Consider the following 14,997-nt stretch of genomic DNA (forward strand, 5'->3'; position numbering starts at 1 on the left):
TACTGCTATACTGCTATAATCGCCGCATCCTGCGGGTTATTCTTGAAATCGCGAACAAAACACGGGTCAATTTTGAGTGTGTGCAAAGGAAATCGCTTCAGAGCGCTGAGCGAAGGGTAGCCGGTGCCAAAATCATCCATAGAAATGTGAGCGCCCATTCCTTCCCAGTCGCGCAGCATGTCACTAGCAAACTCCACATTCTGCATGAGAGTGCTTTCCATAATTTCCAACTCCAGAAAATTGGCAAGTCCCTGAATTTCTTGCCTCGTGTAACCGAGCAAGTTACAGAGGGCGTTCTTCTGTGCTGTAGCCGGTCAGCCTGGTGCACAATTGAGACATGGGAGCCGGTTCGCTGGCCTGGGGCGTATCCGAACATGGCCTCGAATGCCGGATTGGCAAAGCGGATGAAACCGTTCTCGTCGGAAATGCTGACGCCACAGGGCATGTTTTCCAGGACTCGCTCCCGGAGTTGCAGCATTTCGGAAGCCTGCTGGCGGGAGGTTGCTTCGCGAACCAGCCAGCGCAAAGCAGCGAGGTTGCTTTGGCAGTCGCGCAGGGTGCCAGCACTGAGCTGAGCGTCAAAAGTGGAGATCTTCGAGGGCTTGTTATTCCACAAGCCCTCGCTCCGGGATCTCTGAGCTGGATACTGACTGCCCTGACTGACTGGGGGCTCGCCGAGAAACCAGGGGTGCGCCATTCCTGTCTCACTCCGCTTTCTCGCTACCCGTGCAGCCGGCGATTGCTTCTGGCTGTGGGGGTTCTGGCTCGGGGCTCCTGCTGTGATGGGACATCAAACGTTAAGGTAGCGCTCTCCGGCTGCCGCGCCCGCTTTCCCCCCGCACACTCGGCATGCCAGAGCGATTCCCCGCAATCGGGAGTTTTGAAGTCTAGCCTTGAGAAAAGCTCAGCCACTCTCTTCAAACTAGGCGCTTGCTGGCTATAGATTGAAATTTAGCCCCCCTCCGTGAAAAACTTGTGAGGGCGAGCCCGATTGTTTTGATTTTGTAACAAAACTGTCGGCCCAGACGAGCCGGTGCTGGCGGTGCTGCGGATGCGCTACCCCACCGCCACTGTGGGACTGACAGCAGCTCTGACAGCCAGACTGATAAATTTGTCTGTGTTTGAGCTCGAAAACTCTGAATTTGTTAGATAATAAAGTTTTGCCTCATTTAATTCATTCAGTTCCCCTGGGATGGGCCGGTCAGGCAGCGGTTTGCCACTTCTCTATTCCGCTTATAAGCTTCTTCTTTTCGAGTGGCCCCCAGGTATAGCAGTATTCACTTGGGTTAAAACATTAGACCTTCAGGGCAGCCAGACGCTGGCCTACGTCTATATCCCAGTAGTAATATGGGTTAGGACGATAGGAGCCGGAGTGCGGGGGTGCAAAAGAGGCCGAAATGTACGAACCTAAGTGCCTACTGCTATAATGCTTTGCAAGATTAACAGGGTTCTTGGCGCGGGGCGTTTAAAAATTAATTAAACGGATTAATTCTCGGGCGGTCGGGGGGCGTCCCCTCAGGGGCCCGGTGGGGGGTGCTGTGAAACAATAGGGTGAGGGTGTGGGGTGTTGGCACGGTGGAGCGCCCTTTGGGCGCGTTTTGCCATCTCAACCCTAAACCCTGAAACCTGAAACCTCTCCCTCTTTCTGGCTGACCGGGTGATAAGATTTTTGCATGCATTGGAATGCTCCCACGGAGACCTCCGTGTGGGGCCGGCGCTTATGTGAGTGGCCCGGAGGAGGCGGGCGGAGGGCAGCGTGAGCGCAGAGGAAAGGCCGCCGGTGCCTTGAGGGGTTAATTGCAGCTTAACTGCATTTAATCCGCTATTAACCAGACTGGGAAAGAACCGTAAATTACTAAAATCTACAATCTTCTAACCCTGTGCGCATCAACCTAAATAGAAAAATTAAATGCGTGAATGGTCAAAGTCCGGCAGATCGAGCAGGTATCCGTGAGGCGAGAGATTCGCTCGAATTCTGGTAGTTGCTCTGCCGGCAGGGTACAATGAATAGTATAAGATACAATTCAAGTGCGTGCAGTGGAATCCCCTGATTCAAAATGAGAGCCGGCCTGTTGCGCTGGCACCCTTGCCGGTGGAAATAAGCCGCTTTTCGAGTGGGGCCGGCTGGCTTGACCGCCTCTGCGGTAAGAGCGAATCAGAAAAATTAATACGGTTTGCAGGCAATGAGAAAAGAAGGAAGAAGTAGCTGAAAACTGAATCCCTGTTAGCTCTGTAGGCGAGATTCGAGAAGTCACCTTTGGCTTGAATCTGTTTCTCTCGCTAAAAGGTTAAGTCTGAGAATAGAATACTGACATTCGTTGAAAAAGTTACCTCCTCAGGAGAATCACTATGCTAAACCGCAAGATATATCAACTCTGTTGCGACGGTCGTGAAGTCTCTATTTTCTTGCGGGACCAGCAGCGTTGGATTGAACGCGCTCGCATCACTGACATTGAGGGAGACTTGGTGACGCTGCGCTACGAAACCGACGAAGAAGACGAACTTTGCTCTTGGGAAGAGATGGTTCGCCTAGAAAGCATTGGTGCGATTACCCAGAAGCTAGCTTCCGTGCCGCGAGGCAACGCTGAGCCCCTGGTTTCTGAAGATTGCCCAGAAGCTGAACAAATTCGCAACTCGTTCCCAGATTTCCCTCAGGACTAGGGACACCGGACTTCACAGCAGGGGAGAGCGGGAGAATTCCGCGCCTCACCCCTCACCGTTTGTGGGTGTCGCGCTTGGCGACACCCACTGCCTTTTTAGGGGAGTTCTTCCGATACATTTGTGCTATAGCAGTATGCACTTAGGTTAGAACATTAGACCTTCAGGTTCGGCGGACGTCCCCCCTACGTCTATAGAGCAGTAAGCATTTAGGAAACCTACATTCCGGCCTCCCTTGCTCCCGCGCTCCCGAAGCTTCTATTGTTCTCACCAATATGACTGCTGCTATAACAACCTTTAACAGTTATCAACAAATACATAAGCTGAGAGAAATTCTCAAAGGCCAAGGCGTATTAACCCATGCCCGGAGGAAATCCTGCGATCGCAATAGCCAAGTTCAAGATAAAGCCAACTTCTTTTAAAAGGAAGTGTCTTAAACTTTTCAGAGCAGCCAGCCGGCTTTGGCTCTCAGGTCATGGTGAGTGTCTTGGGCTTTTCAGAGCAGCCAGCCGGCTTTGGCTCTCAGGTCATGGTGACTGTCCTGAGCAGAGTATAGCATAGATGAGAGGATATTAACAAATCAGCTGCTGTTACCAACCCTCCTTTCGATCGGCTTCCTCCTGCTCCTCATCCGAGGCTGCCGGTGATGGGGGGGGCGCGTGAGCCGACTCAAAAACCGGACAGTAGCCATCGGCTGTTACCTTGAACTCAAACAGCGGCGAAGCGGGGTTCCAGCATCGCTGTCCCCGATAGTACCGGCAGTTGCCGCAGCACTCGGCCTCGGGGGGCACCTCAGTACGGTCGGACTGGCTGAGGAGTTCCCGCTGGGACAGCCCGCGCAATACCAGTTCCTCACCCTGCCACCGGGCCAAAAGCAAGCCGGTATCAGCAAAATGCTGCCAGCGCGGATCTGCCTTCATGGCATTGGGCAGGGTAATGGTCACCACTGTCCCCTGTTCCATCAGCTCGCCTTCGTAGTGCGTCTCGGCAACCTCTGGCTGGAGAAATTTCTCGCCGATGGGGAGCTCGACTAGGGTGCCGGCGGCGGGACAGTGCAAGTGGTAGCGATTGCGCAGCTCATCCAAATTTGTCAGGTCGGCCAGGTAGGTGGGGGAGCCGTGGACAAAGATGGCGTGCTGGGGGCGCAGATTGTGGATCAGCTGCGTCGTGCCCGGACCGTCGCAATGATCGGCGAGCAAATAGGTTTCAATGGTAGCGGGGGTTTGAGCCGGCAGCTGTAGGTTGGGAGAGTCCAGGTGCAGCGGGTGCCCGGGGTGTTCCGGCAGCAAGACGAGCCAAGGACCGGTGTCGGGATGGCAGTAATCGCTCAAATCGGCGGTTTCACCGGCAAGGGCGATGCAGGGCGTTTGGCCAATCGCCCCCCGCTGCTCCGGGCTCAACCGGCGCACGCGCGGGCGGACTCGCTCGTCCCAAAACAGGGGCTGGTGCCGGGCGAAATTCTGCACCGATGCCGGCAGGTGGGGGAGGATTTCCAGGTAGGCGTCGCAGGCGGTGGCGACGGAACTGTCCACCCAGATATCGATGTCGCGACCGGTGAAGTGGTGGTGAGAGCGCAGCAGCATCAGCAGTTCTTGGCCCAAACCCAGGGCCGGTGCCAGGAGAAGCACGCTGCGCCGCTCCCGGATCGCGGCCTCAATCCGCTCTGCCAGCTGGTTTTCCTGATTGCGCCGGTGGGGGTAGCGAGCCGTGCCGTAACTGCCTTCCAGAATCAGCACGTCTGGCCCCAGCCCCCGCAGCTCTTCCAGGGCCAGCCCATCGGCGAGGCGGGAGTTGGAGAGGAAAAAGTCGCCGGTGTACAGCAGCGTGTGGCTCTGTCCGCCAGCGGTGCGGGTGAGCAAGATAGCCGCTGCGCCCGGCAGGTGGCCGGCCCTGATCAGTTTTGCCGTCAGCCCGTCAAAGAATTCCACCGGCGATTGCATCGGCAGCGCCTGACAAAATAGCGGCAGCGCTGCCGGTTCTATTTCGGGCCAATTCAGGGGCAACAGTTGGGCTGTCACCTCACTGGCGTACACCGGCAGCTGCGGGAACGCCCGGTGGAGTGCTAGCAACCCTCTGGCATGATCCGGGTGGGCGTGAGTGCACAGCACCAAATCTGCCGGTGGCTGATTTGGATTTGCCGTCAGGGGCGAAATATCTCTCAGACCGCAGTCCAGCAGGATGCGGTATGGCCCAGTCCGCACCAGGAGGCAAACCCCTTCATCTGCATGGCCTGCGCCATAGGGCAAACATTGCAACTCCATCTCGTTCGCGTCAAGTCTCCCCTGGAGAATAGTCAGTTTCCGTGTTCAGGTTCTAGCGCCGCCAGCAGTGCCCCAAACCCGGGATCTGGCTATCAGACTGGGCTGCCGGTAACATTGGCGACAAAGCATGCTCTTATCTTACTGGCAGTTGGGCGGGTGTCTGGATGCCGGTCTCGCCTGCAGTGGCCGAATTTTTTGGGGCACCGAAGGTCGGGGCCGGCCTTGGGGAGTGGCCCGTGCCCCCATCGTGGCGGAGCCGAATTTGGGCTGCTGCACTGCTCCGGGGCTCGTCAGGCCGTGCGCGATTCAGACTCTCGTACCGCGAGATACTGGGAGTGCGAATCAAAAGCAATTACATCCCTGACAGCTGAAAAAGAATGGCAACAATTGGCGATGAGTTGATTTTGGCGGCGCTCCGGGGGGATGCCGCCACGGTGGACGCCTTGCTCGATCGGGGGGCTGATGTCAATCACCTCGGCAATGGGGGCACTGCGGCGCTGATGTGGGCCGCTGCAGAGGGCTATCTGAATATCGTCAGCACCCTGCTGGCTCATGGGGCAGATGTGAATCTGAAAAATGAGGCCGGCTACACGGCGTTAATGTACGCAGCAGAGTCTAACTACAGAGATGTCGTGGCGGTTTTGATTGAGGCGGGGGCGGACATCCATGTCAGAAACAGCTATGGGGAGACGGTTTTGATGTCTGTCGCCCGACATGGCCGGACTGATTTGGTGCGCCTGCTGCTGGCTTTGGGTGCCGATGCCAGCGCAACCAATAATATTGGGGATACGGCCCTGTATCTGGCGGCTGAGAATGGCCACACCTCAACCGTCCAAGCCCTAATTGACAGTGGGGCTCGGGTGAATACCCACAACATCGGTGGCTGGACTCCTGTGATGATGGCAGCGGCGCTTTCGTCATATCGATACGATGGCTCTTTTGCTGGAAAATGGCGCGGATGTCCATGTCAAGAACCGCTGGGGTGGGACTCCTTTGAGCGAGGCGAAAAAGTCTTTTCGCCCCCAGCACGCCGTAGAATTGCTGTTGCGGGCCGGTGCTGTGGAATAGCCAGTCCCTACTGGGCGCTGCGCACTGGGCACTGGGCATTAGTCATTAGACTAATGACTTTGGAGGATTGAGAGTTTCGCACAACTGATACTTGACGGCAGAGGCAAGAGAAATGTTTCTAGATCAGTTTAAATTTTTTTTTGACTGTTGCGCCGGCACTTGGAAGACAGAGCGCACCTACCATTACCTGACTCACAATCAAGTGGAGCGCTCGCGCACCGAGTTTACAGTCGAAGCTCTGACTGCCGATCTCAAGGTCAAGGTTTTGCAGGACAACGAGCGCACGCCGCCTCCTGAGCTGGACAGCCTGCCAGGATATCATCTGGCCTTTCACACGGTTTCGGAAAAGGGGGAAGAAGTCTCTCAACAGCTGAATCTGCTGTTTGTGCCGGTCAGTTCTGACTCGCCGATTTTAGAGGGGGACTACTTGCGGGACAGAGCCTACGAGGAGGCCAGACCCATGATCTCTCATTTTCGCTTTGACACGGCAACCCGAGAATTGCTGATGACCACCCACTACACCCGTGTGGTTGCGGTCGATTCGATCTCTCTGATCAATCCCAATTTGCGCATCCGCAAGATTGTCAGCTACCAGCGCCCCCCTGAGGGTCAGCCCCTGGAGAACCCTGTCCTGGTTGGCTTTGGCGTGGAGCAGAAAGCTGTCTGAGAGCGTGGGCCCGGCAGGATGGGGTGGGGGGGGACGCATTCTTGTTCCTCTCCCCCTCTTGCGTCTCTCCCACTCCCCCCTCTCTCCCCCTGCCATTGTGAGAAATTTTCAGGCCGCCACCCACGAGTATGAAGAAAATTTACATTTCTTTATGATTTGGGCCGGTCGGGCATTGTATAAAAGAAGGGGCAAAGGTGTGAAAAACTACAAAAATGTCCTCTGGGAAGCCAGAGTCTTCTGAAGGCCCTGGGCCAGCTCCCTGAGACAAGCTTGTTAAGTTTTGTAACACCGGCAGCCATCCTTCTCAGCAAAGTTTGTGGCTCAGGAGAAAATTTGAATGGCTTTTGGACCCGCATCCCAGTTAGGGGTGGCCCTGTTTGAAGATACGGAGCCGGTCGAGTTGTGGCCCGCACGCTCCGCAGAGGAAGTGGAAACGGTGATTCGGGCTGTCTACCGGCAAGTGCTGGGCAATGCCTATGTGATGGAGAGCGAGCGGCTCCCCGTCCCGGAATCCCAGCTGAAGCGGGGCGAAATTAGCGTGCGCGAGTTTGTGCGCCAAGTCGCTAAATCGGAGCTTTACCGCTCTCGGTTTTTCGACAATTGCCCCCGCTACCGGGCGATTGAGCTGAATTTCAAACACCTGCTCGGTCGCGCTCCCGATGGCTACGAGGAGATGAAGTCTCACAGCAGCATCCTCGATGAAGGCGGTTTCGATGACGAAATTGATTCCTACATCGACAGCGAAGAGTACCAGCAGGCGTATGGGGAAAATACGGTTCCGTTCTACCGGGGCTACAAAACCCAACCGGGGAAGAAAATGGTTGGATTTACCCACATATTCCAGCTTCTGCGCGGTGCTTCGAGCAGCGACCTGAAAGGCAATTTGGCAGGGAATAGCCCCCGGCTGAATAAATATGTGATTCAGGAAACTCCCCTCGCTGTGGTTCCGCCATCGGGAGGCTCCCAGGGTTGGGCGTTCCAAGACACGCCGCTGGGCGCTCGCGCCCGTCACGGGGTTGGCGCTGATGCTGAAGGCAAGGTCTTCCGCATCGAAGTCACCGGCTACCGCTCGAATGTGGTGAATCGCGTCTCCAAATTCCGGCGCAGCAACCAGGTTTATCTTGTGCCGCAAGACCAGCTCTCCAAAGAGTACCAGCGGATTCACAAGATGGGCGGCGTAATCGCCAGCATCACGCCGGTTGAATAGAAATATAGAGGTTGCGAAAAAATCTGAGGGTTGAGTTTTGAGTTTTGAATTGAAACAGATTAAAAACTGAAACTCAAACCTCAGAACAGGAAAAAGCTCTAGACCCTAGGCTGGGGCGACAGGTTCATAAAGGTTGGGTTTTTAAAAGCCGATATCAAATCAGGAAAAAACGGGAATAATCTAGGGCAGTACCGCCACGGGCAATCCGATTGATAGATGGGCGGAAGAACCAACTATTAGAGCGCCTATTTGGAGAGCGGCGATTCGGATGGGCGGCGCTCAATCTAGAATCAAAACTCTAAAAGGCGCATTCGTCGATGAAAGTGAAAATCAGGAGAAATGACTATGGCTTTGTGGGCAGTTGAAACAACTCCAGTAGAGCGGCGTCCTTACGCAACGGAAGAAGATTTGCAGGTGGTGATTCGGGCCGTTTACAAACAGGTGCTGGGCAACGATCATTTGATGGAATGCGACCGGCTGACCAGCGCGGAATCCTTGCTGCGCAATGGGGACATTACCGTCCGCCAATTCGTTGAGAGTGTGGCCAAATCGGAGCTGTATCGCTCTCGGTTTTTTGAATCCGCTTCCCAGTACCGGTTCATCGAGCTCAACTTCAAGCACTTGCTGGGACGCGCTCCGGCAGACCAGTCGGAAATTTCTGAACACGTCAGCATCTACAGCGAGCAAGGCTACGAGGCGGAAATCAATTCCTACATCGATAGCGAAGAGTATCTCCAAAATTTTGGGGAAAACATTGTACCATACCCGCGCTCTGTACGCACGCAAGTCGGCATTAAAAATGTCGGGTTCAACCGGATGTTCTCCCTGATGCGGGGACCGGCAAGCAGTGACAGCGATAACCAGGCAAAGCTGATCCGGGAGGTGGCGGCAAATCTGCCCACCAAAATCACCCCTCCTGTTTCTGGGAGCGGAGCCTACTACGGCAACACCGGCAAGCGCTTCCGCATCGCGGTTTCTAAGCCAGGTGCCGGCCCTCGCGTGAAGCGCAGCAACGTGACATACGAGGTGGGCTACGACCAGCTGTCTCAGAAAATTCAGAGCATTCACAAGACGGGCGGCCAGATTGTCAGCATTACTGAGGTAGCCTAGAAAAAGGACGAGTTATGAGTTATGAATTATCAGTTATGAGTTATCAAAACTCGTAACTCATAACTCAAAACTCATAACTCTGTAAATTCGAGGAGCTTTTCTATGTTGGGTCTGAGAACCACCGGCGTTACAGGCGTGAGCGACTACGAGAACCGGACTGTGGCGATTGAAGTGACGGGGCTGTGCGGTCAAAATCTAATGCGCCACAGCCACTATACGGTCAAAGTTCCTTGCAGCCGCCTGTCTGACGCCATGCAGCGCATCAGCCGCATGGGTGGCAAGGTGGCAAGTGTGACCCTGCTGTCGCACTCTGCCGCTCTGGAGGCTCTTGAACACGCGCCGGTTCTGGAAGAGGCACCGGCAATGCCCCACAGCATTGATGCCGGCACCCCTTCCGCCCCTCTCCAAGAGCAAGTGGAAGCCCCAACGCCAGAAAACGGCACCGCTGCGGTTCATCTGGCTGAACGCTCACCGGCGACTGTTGCGCCCATTGAGCCGGTGGAAGCCTTGGTGTCGGATGCAGAGCCATTGATGGAAGGGGCGGCGCAACAGGAAGCCGCACCGGCAGAGGTGGCGGAAGCTGGCGCACCGGCAACTGAGCCGGTAGCAGCGCCGGCGGTGTCGGAGCTTAAGCCATTGATGGAAGGGGCGGCGCAACAGGAAGCCGCAGCGGCAGAGGTGGCGGAAGCTGGCGCACCGGCAATTGAGCCGGTGGCAGCGCCGGTGTCGGAGCAAGAGCCATTGATAGAAGGGGCGGCGCAACAGGAAGCCGCAGCGGCAATTGAGCCCGAAGCGAGCGCACCGGCAATTGAGCCGGTGGCAGCGCCGGTGGCAGCGCCGGTGTCACCGACGGTGTCCGATCCTGACTCAGGCGCTGCCAAGATTGCTGAACTCGCTCCAGAAGAGTCCGCCGCACCAGAGCCGAAAACGACTGCCAAGAAAACAGCCAAAGGCAAAAGCAGCACGCTCTCAACCAAGACCAAAAAAACTTCCAAAAACACTGGGAGCAAAAAAGGGCGCAAATCTAAGTCCAGTGACTGACAGGCGATACTTGCTGTGACAATAAACATTTCTCAATTCGTGGAGCTTTCGATAGGCCGGTGGCGCTCGCAGCGCAGCGGCCACAATCTGGCTTTCAGCCACTTTGAAGAAGTGCGGTCAACGATTGATATTGAACCGCTAACCCCTGACGACCCACGTGTGCTTGACTTGTGCCGGTCTTGTGAGGTTGACCCGCAAACCATCACAAGTCCTTTTCGCATGAGCTGGGAGGGTGAGTCAGACTGGAACGAGGACGAAAAGCTTTCCGGAAGCTGCGTGCTAGTTCCGGTTCCCGATCCGGAAACTCCGGGGAAAGGCAAATTGCTGCGAGAGCAGGGATACGCTGAAACGATGCCGGCGATTGGCGACTACCAGCTGACGGAGGATGGCACTTTTATTTTGCTGACTGCTTATCAGCGGGCGACAGCTGAGGAGCGGATTTGGTTTGCGACGCCGAATTTGCGGTTGCGGGTGTCCCTGATCAAAACCAGTGACGGGACCGGCGTGGTAACGTCTTCGTTTTCCTCAGAAATTCGCTCCCTGTCGCGGACTGCAAGTGAGGGATATAATGAAAAAGTGACGTCTGAAGTCGGTCCGTAATCGCTGATTTCTCAAGAACAAGCGCTCGCCACAAGAAACCGGGTTTCTTGTGCGGGTGGTTCTGGACAAATGAGCGAAGAAACCGGGGGTCTTTAAGAAAGCCGGTTGCTAATCAAGTTTCTGGCCACCGGCTTAACGGTGACTTGAGAAATCAGTGAGAATCTGCAGCTAGCGGGTAAAGAAGCCAATCAAAAGGTTTTGACCGGAGAGTTAAAGTATGGCGAACGCACAGCACACCTATGAAATCGAATGACTTAATCGACCTGGCCCGCTGGATGGCGGGGGATTTTAGCAACCAAAAGCAGGCGTTTGCCAACTCGCAACTCTACGCCCACATTCGGATTTTTTTTCGCCCGCTCCCGTTTGAGTTCTTTTCTGGCATCGGTTTTTATTCCGAGCAAGCCTACGACTACGATCTCTGGAGTCCCTACCGGCAGGGCGTCCACCGGCTGGTGGATATGGGCGACTGCATTTATGTGGAGAATTACGGTTTGAAAGACCCCGTACTGTATGCCGGTGCGGGGCGAGAACCGGACATCCTCAAGACAATTACCCCCGACTGCACGCAGCGCCGGCTTCACTGCTCAATGGTTTTCCGGCGAGAGGGCGACCTGTTTCGAGGGTCTGTTGAGCCGGGGTGCCGGTGTTTGATTCCTCGCAACGGTCGGCAGACTTATCTCGTGAGTGAGGTGGAGCTGACGGAGGACACTTGGGTGAGCTTAGACCGGGGCTTTGATGTGAGCACTCACGAGCATGTTTGGGGGTCAAAAGAAGGCCCTTTGCGGTTTGAGAAACGGGAAAGTTTTGCCGGAGAACTGCCGGCTGTAAGTTTATCGCTCTGAGCGAGTGTCAAGTGGGACGAAATGGAAATGTCTGTGCTAACTGCAGCCAAAAAAAATGTTGCCACCAGAAGCTCGCAAAAAACTGCAATGCTGGATACGGAGCCGGCATTTGATCTGTTCCGGAAATTTCTTTATCTTCGAGACGGTAGAGTATTCAGCCGTTGAGAGATTTACTGAGTGCGTCACCTGTTTAGGAGGCGCTTTAATCTGCGTCAATCCGCTAAAAAAAATTTGGATAGGGAATCACCGGCAGGTGATTCTCTATCAGGCAAAAGCCAGTTTACATACGCCGGGGCACGATTTGAAACAATACTGGATAAAATACGGCGGTTTTTACACCAAATTTGATGACCGCTGCTCTCGGGAAAACTTCCGCAACCACTGATGGGTGTGGGGTGCGCTCCTTGAGGGAACTCACCCAACTTCTCAGCCCCGCCCGCGCTTCGCAGCGGCGGCAGCATTCATCTGAGTCACTTGTTCGAGACGTGACAGGGCGCTTTGGGCGGATTCGCGGATGTAGGGATCGGCGTCTTGATTTTGGGCCAAACTGGAAAGCGCCTCAGCAGCTTTCGGGTCGCTAATTGACCCTAATGCGCTAACCGCCGCGACTTGCAAGGCAATATCGTCGATGTGCAGCGCTTCCAGCAGGATATCTGCTGCCGGCGCTCCCACCGTGCTGAGTGCGCCTACTGTCGCCAGTTTAACCACCGGGTCCGGATCGCGCAGGGCTTTTTGCAGAGCCTGCAAACCGGCTTCTGGGAAGCTCTCTTCCGAGAAGTTGAGCGCAATCGCCGCCAGCGCTTTGGCACAGCTGGCTCGCACTGTGGCACTCTCATTCCCAACCAGTTGCTGCGCCAGCACCGGCACGGCATCTAGCCCAATGACGCCCAGCGTCTGAACCGCCGCTCGCCGGTAAACCACATCTTCATTTGACAAAATAGCCATCAGCTGGGGAATCGTCTGTGCTGTGCGCTCCTCGGCAATCTGGCGCATCGCTCTCTCCCGCAGTTTGGGATTCTGGTGTTTCAGCTGCGGATAGGCATCCGCTGTTGCTTGCGAGGGTTTAGTTACAGCTATTGAGATTACATTAATACTAACTATTTTGCCGCCTGTCCGGTGAATGTGCTGAATCGCTTGGGAGAGGCGGCTGTAAGGCACTCTCACCGCATACTTGCTTTTGCGCATTACATTTTGACGCCGCACGCCGGTGACTTCAATCACCACCGTGCGGCTGCTGTAATCGCTGAGATTTTTATCCGCAGTCAGAGTCATTTTGGATTTTGGATGCAAGGATTTTGGATGCAAGGATTTTATAGCAATAGACAGCTCAGGAATGGACAAGGCATCTCACGTCGCAGTAGGTAGAGGGACAGGCGAGACGCAATTCCTACATCTTAACCTAAAGTACATGGTCTGAGGGAACGCAATTCCTACGTTCGCGCCCTAAGAGGCTACTGCTATAAAGCCGGCTCTCTAGGGGTTTTTGAGATTCAACTTAACATTGCCAGATTTGAGGGCGAGTCGGAGCCTCCCGGAAGGCATTCCGGGAGGCTCCGGAACGAGTTTTAAACTGCTGGCTCACCCTGCAGCTACAGGAAAGCGAGTGGCTCTCGCCCGCACCAGCCAATCTGAGTCGCCGGCGCACTGCTGGTTTCCGCTGCTGTCCCCCAACTGCTCTAGCGCCATCAAACAAGCGTATTTCAATTCCCAGATGCTGGTTTCCAGACCGGCTTTTAACTCCGGAATTGCCCGCTTGTCGCCTAAATTTCCCAGGGCGATTGCCGCACCGGCTCGCGATTTTTGAAATTGCGGTCGCCGGTTGTGCAGGGCTTCTGCCAGCAGGTCGTAGGCCGGCGCGTATTTCAGCCAGCCGAGCAGTTTCACGACATGGTAGTGAGCGCCGTAATCGTTGTGCGCCCTGTCCGCAAAAGTGGCCAGCAGTGCTGCCGGTGCGGTGTCCCGATACAGATCCAGCAGGGTCTGAGTTGCCAAATAGCAGCGCCCAAAATCAGTTTGGTACAGCTCGTTAATGGCAAATTCCAGGGTGGGCGGCTGGTCGTATTCATGCACGAGCTGCAGGTCTTCCGGGTGGTCGCGAATCACCCGGTCGAGAACCGGCTCAACTTGAGCAAATGTTAGATGCCCCGCCGGCACGCCGGTATCGGCTAAGTGGCGAATTCCCCGCAGCCGAAACACCACGGAAACGGGACAGGTGGCAATCTTCCCAATGGCGGCATAATATTTAGCGTCCATCAGGTCTTGGATGGCAGACCGGCGGGCGTTAACATTCGGGTGGTGGAGAAATTCTACCACGCGCTCCATGCCGGTGGGGTCGCCTGTCAGCTGGCACACAGCGGCGATCGCCGCACCGGCGATTGCCGGATCGTCATCTGAGGTAAATCTAGCAATCTGCCCCACAGCCTGCTGGGCGTTTAGTTTTGCCAGCACCTGAATAATCAGCCGGTAGGTTTGCCCCGGTTTTTCCAGCTGCTGGGCAATTTCCTCCAGTATTTCTGGGTCGGAGCTGCCAATTTCTCCTATCGCCCACACGGCATTTTCTACTGTGTAACCGTCCGCATCGGCTAAACATGACCGAATTGCTTGAAGCGCCTGAGATGCCTTGAGCCGGCCCAGCGTTTCCAGGGCTTTGCGCCGAGCGATCCGGTGTTCCAAAACCGGATTTTGGTCTTTGACTGTGGCGATCAGGGCGCTGATCGATCGCTCTGTAGGAAAATTCACCAAATGGGAAGCGGCAATGTAGCGCTCTGATTTATCTTCCAGTTCTTCTAAAGGTACTGTTAGGATTTCGATTGCCCGCTCTTCTGTCAGTCCAGGAAATATATTTGAAAACCGATTGTCCATAAATACGGCTGAGCGCTAACCAAACAAAATGCTGAGAGGACTCTTGGCATATAACTTTACCTTTGCAGGCATTGCTATGTGCTAAGAGTCCCCCGAGACTAGGAGTTTAGTGCCGAATTAATTGCCAGCGATGCCGGCAAAATTAATTAGGACAGGGCGTTGATCAGGTAGTCCAGATAAGCCCGGAATTCGGTGAGGGCTTGCGGGGACAAGTCGCGAGGGGCGCAAGCGCGGTCGCGAACGAATTGGAAAGCGGTGACGTAGGCTGCGGTAGGCAGGCTGAGGGCGCGGTAGACTTCGCGAGCGCCGGCAATGCCCCACTCATCCAGCGGGCCGGTGCCGCCCACAACGAGGCTGTAGTTGACCAGGCGCAGGTAGTGGTCGATGTCGCGATAGCACTTGCTCACCTTCACCTCGTTCTCACCGGCTTCGCCGGCATTCTTGAGGTAGGGGTACTTCTTGAACACGGCATCGCCGGCTTCCTTGACCACGGCATCGTGGTTGCTGGCCAGCTTTTCTGCGGCTTCCAAGCGAGCGGCGGCGCGCTGGATGTTACCTTGCACGGACTCCAAATCTGAACCGCTGGGGAAACGACCGGCAGCATCAGCAGCAGTAACAACTGTGGTAACTACTGATTTCATGTTTCTGTTATCTCCTGAATAGTTTTTGACTTTAGCTGAG

Annotated in this window: 16 protein-coding genes; 11 read left to right on the forward strand and 5 right to left on the reverse strand. The window is 55.3% G+C overall.

The window, feature by feature from the left end:
- Positions 1-97 precede the first annotated feature (97 nt).
- A complete protein-coding gene (locus tag OSC10802_RS57210; RefSeq protein WP_512699232.1) occupies positions 98-445 on the reverse strand; it encodes a PAS domain-containing protein in 348 nt (115 codons plus the stop codon).
- On the opposite strand from OSC10802_RS57210, the gene OSC10802_RS57215 reads away from it, so the two are divergent.
- The 3 genes from OSC10802_RS57215 to OSC10802_RS50525 all read left to right on the forward strand — a co-directional run bounded on the left by OSC10802_RS57215 (position 338) and on the right by OSC10802_RS50525 (position 3,080).
- A complete protein-coding gene (locus tag OSC10802_RS57215; RefSeq protein ID WP_017718836.1) occupies positions 338-943 on the forward strand; it encodes a hypothetical protein in 606 nt (201 codons plus the stop codon). The genes OSC10802_RS57210 and OSC10802_RS57215 overlap by 108 nt on opposite strands.
- A 1,406-nt stretch (positions 944-2,349) precedes the next feature.
- Positions 2,350-2,661: a DUF6679 family protein gene (locus OSC10802_RS0121535; RefSeq protein WP_017718839.1), complete on the forward strand. Its 312-nt coding sequence runs from the start codon at positions 2,350-2,352 to the stop codon at positions 2,659-2,661.
- Positions 2,662-2,933: 272 nt separating this feature from the next.
- Complete coding sequence (locus OSC10802_RS50525) at positions 2,934-3,080, forward strand: hypothetical protein (RefSeq protein ID WP_155968172.1); 147 nt, start codon at positions 2,934-2,936, stop codon at positions 3,078-3,080.
- A gap of 168 nt (positions 3,081-3,248) precedes the next feature.
- Here OSC10802_RS50525 and OSC10802_RS0121540 read toward each other — a convergent pair whose 3' ends face one another.
- Positions 3,249-4,919 (reverse strand): MBL fold metallo-hydrolase, encoded by a 1,671-nt coding sequence (locus tag OSC10802_RS0121540; RefSeq protein ID WP_017718840.1) that lies wholly within the window; start codon positions 4,917-4,919, stop codon positions 3,249-3,251.
- Between the two features lie 377 nt (positions 4,920-5,296).
- Between OSC10802_RS0121540 and OSC10802_RS41125 the strand changes: the two genes are divergently transcribed.
- From OSC10802_RS41125 to OSC10802_RS0121580, 8 genes are all read left to right on the forward strand, one after another.
- A complete protein-coding gene (locus OSC10802_RS41125; protein WP_198525157.1) occupies positions 5,297-6,058 on the forward strand; it encodes an ankyrin repeat domain-containing protein in 762 nt (253 codons plus the stop codon).
- A gap of 41 nt (positions 6,059-6,099) precedes the next feature.
- A complete protein-coding gene (locus OSC10802_RS0121550; RefSeq protein ID WP_017718841.1) occupies positions 6,100-6,654 on the forward strand; it encodes a phycobiliprotein lyase in 555 nt (184 codons plus the stop codon).
- A gap of 337 nt (positions 6,655-6,991) precedes the next feature.
- Complete coding sequence (locus OSC10802_RS0121555) at positions 6,992-7,861, forward strand: phycobilisome linker polypeptide (protein WP_017718842.1); 870 nt, start codon at positions 6,992-6,994, stop codon at positions 7,859-7,861.
- Between the two features lie 345 nt (positions 7,862-8,206).
- Positions 8,207-8,971, forward strand: coding sequence for a phycobilisome rod-core linker polypeptide (locus OSC10802_RS0121560; RefSeq protein ID WP_017718843.1), 765 nt, complete (start codon positions 8,207-8,209; stop codon positions 8,969-8,971).
- A gap of 102 nt (positions 8,972-9,073) precedes the next feature.
- Positions 9,074-10,012, forward strand: a complete 939-nt coding sequence (locus tag OSC10802_RS53160; protein WP_063711963.1) for a rod-capping linker protein CpcD domain-containing protein — start codon at positions 9,074-9,076, stop codon at positions 10,010-10,012.
- Positions 10,013-10,027: 15 nt separating this feature from the next.
- Positions 10,028-10,612, forward strand: a complete 585-nt coding sequence (locus OSC10802_RS0121570) for a phycobiliprotein lyase (RefSeq protein WP_017718844.1) — start codon at positions 10,028-10,030, stop codon at positions 10,610-10,612.
- Between the two features lie 239 nt (positions 10,613-10,851).
- Positions 10,852-11,454 (forward strand): chromophore lyase CpcT/CpeT, encoded by a 603-nt coding sequence (locus tag OSC10802_RS0121575; RefSeq protein WP_017718845.1) that lies wholly within the window; start codon positions 10,852-10,854, stop codon positions 11,452-11,454.
- Between the two features lie 55 nt (positions 11,455-11,509).
- On the forward strand, positions 11,510-11,839 hold the full coding sequence (locus OSC10802_RS0121580; protein WP_017718846.1) for a hypothetical protein: 330 nt from the start codon (positions 11,510-11,512) through the stop codon (positions 11,837-11,839).
- A gap of 41 nt (positions 11,840-11,880) precedes the next feature.
- Here the strand turns inward: OSC10802_RS0121580 and OSC10802_RS41135 are convergent, their stop codons facing one another.
- The 3 genes from OSC10802_RS41135 to cpeA all read right to left on the reverse strand — a co-directional run bounded on the left by OSC10802_RS41135 (position 11,881) and on the right by cpeA (position 14,957).
- Positions 11,881-12,726, reverse strand: a complete 846-nt coding sequence (locus OSC10802_RS41135; RefSeq protein ID WP_017718847.1) for a HEAT repeat domain-containing protein — start codon at positions 12,724-12,726, stop codon at positions 11,881-11,883.
- A 306-nt stretch (positions 12,727-13,032) separates the two neighbouring features.
- Entirely contained in the window at positions 13,033-14,316 is a 1,284-nt protein-coding gene (cpeY, locus tag OSC10802_RS0121590; protein WP_017718848.1) for a C-phycoerythrin alpha-cysteine-82 phycoerythrobilin lyase CpeY, read from the reverse strand.
- Between the two features lie 146 nt (positions 14,317-14,462).
- The gene (gene cpeA, locus OSC10802_RS0121595) at positions 14,463-14,957 is read right to left on the reverse strand and encodes a C-phycoerythrin subunit alpha (RefSeq protein WP_017718849.1); all 495 of its coding nucleotides are present in this window, start codon (positions 14,955-14,957) and stop codon (positions 14,463-14,465) included.
- Between the last annotated feature and the right edge of the window lie 40 nt (positions 14,958-14,997).

The organism is Kamptonema formosum PCC 10802 (assembly GCF_000332335.1).
Classification (GTDB): domain Bacteria; phylum Cyanobacteriota; class Cyanobacteriia; order Cyanobacteriales; family Oscillatoriaceae; genus Oscillatoria.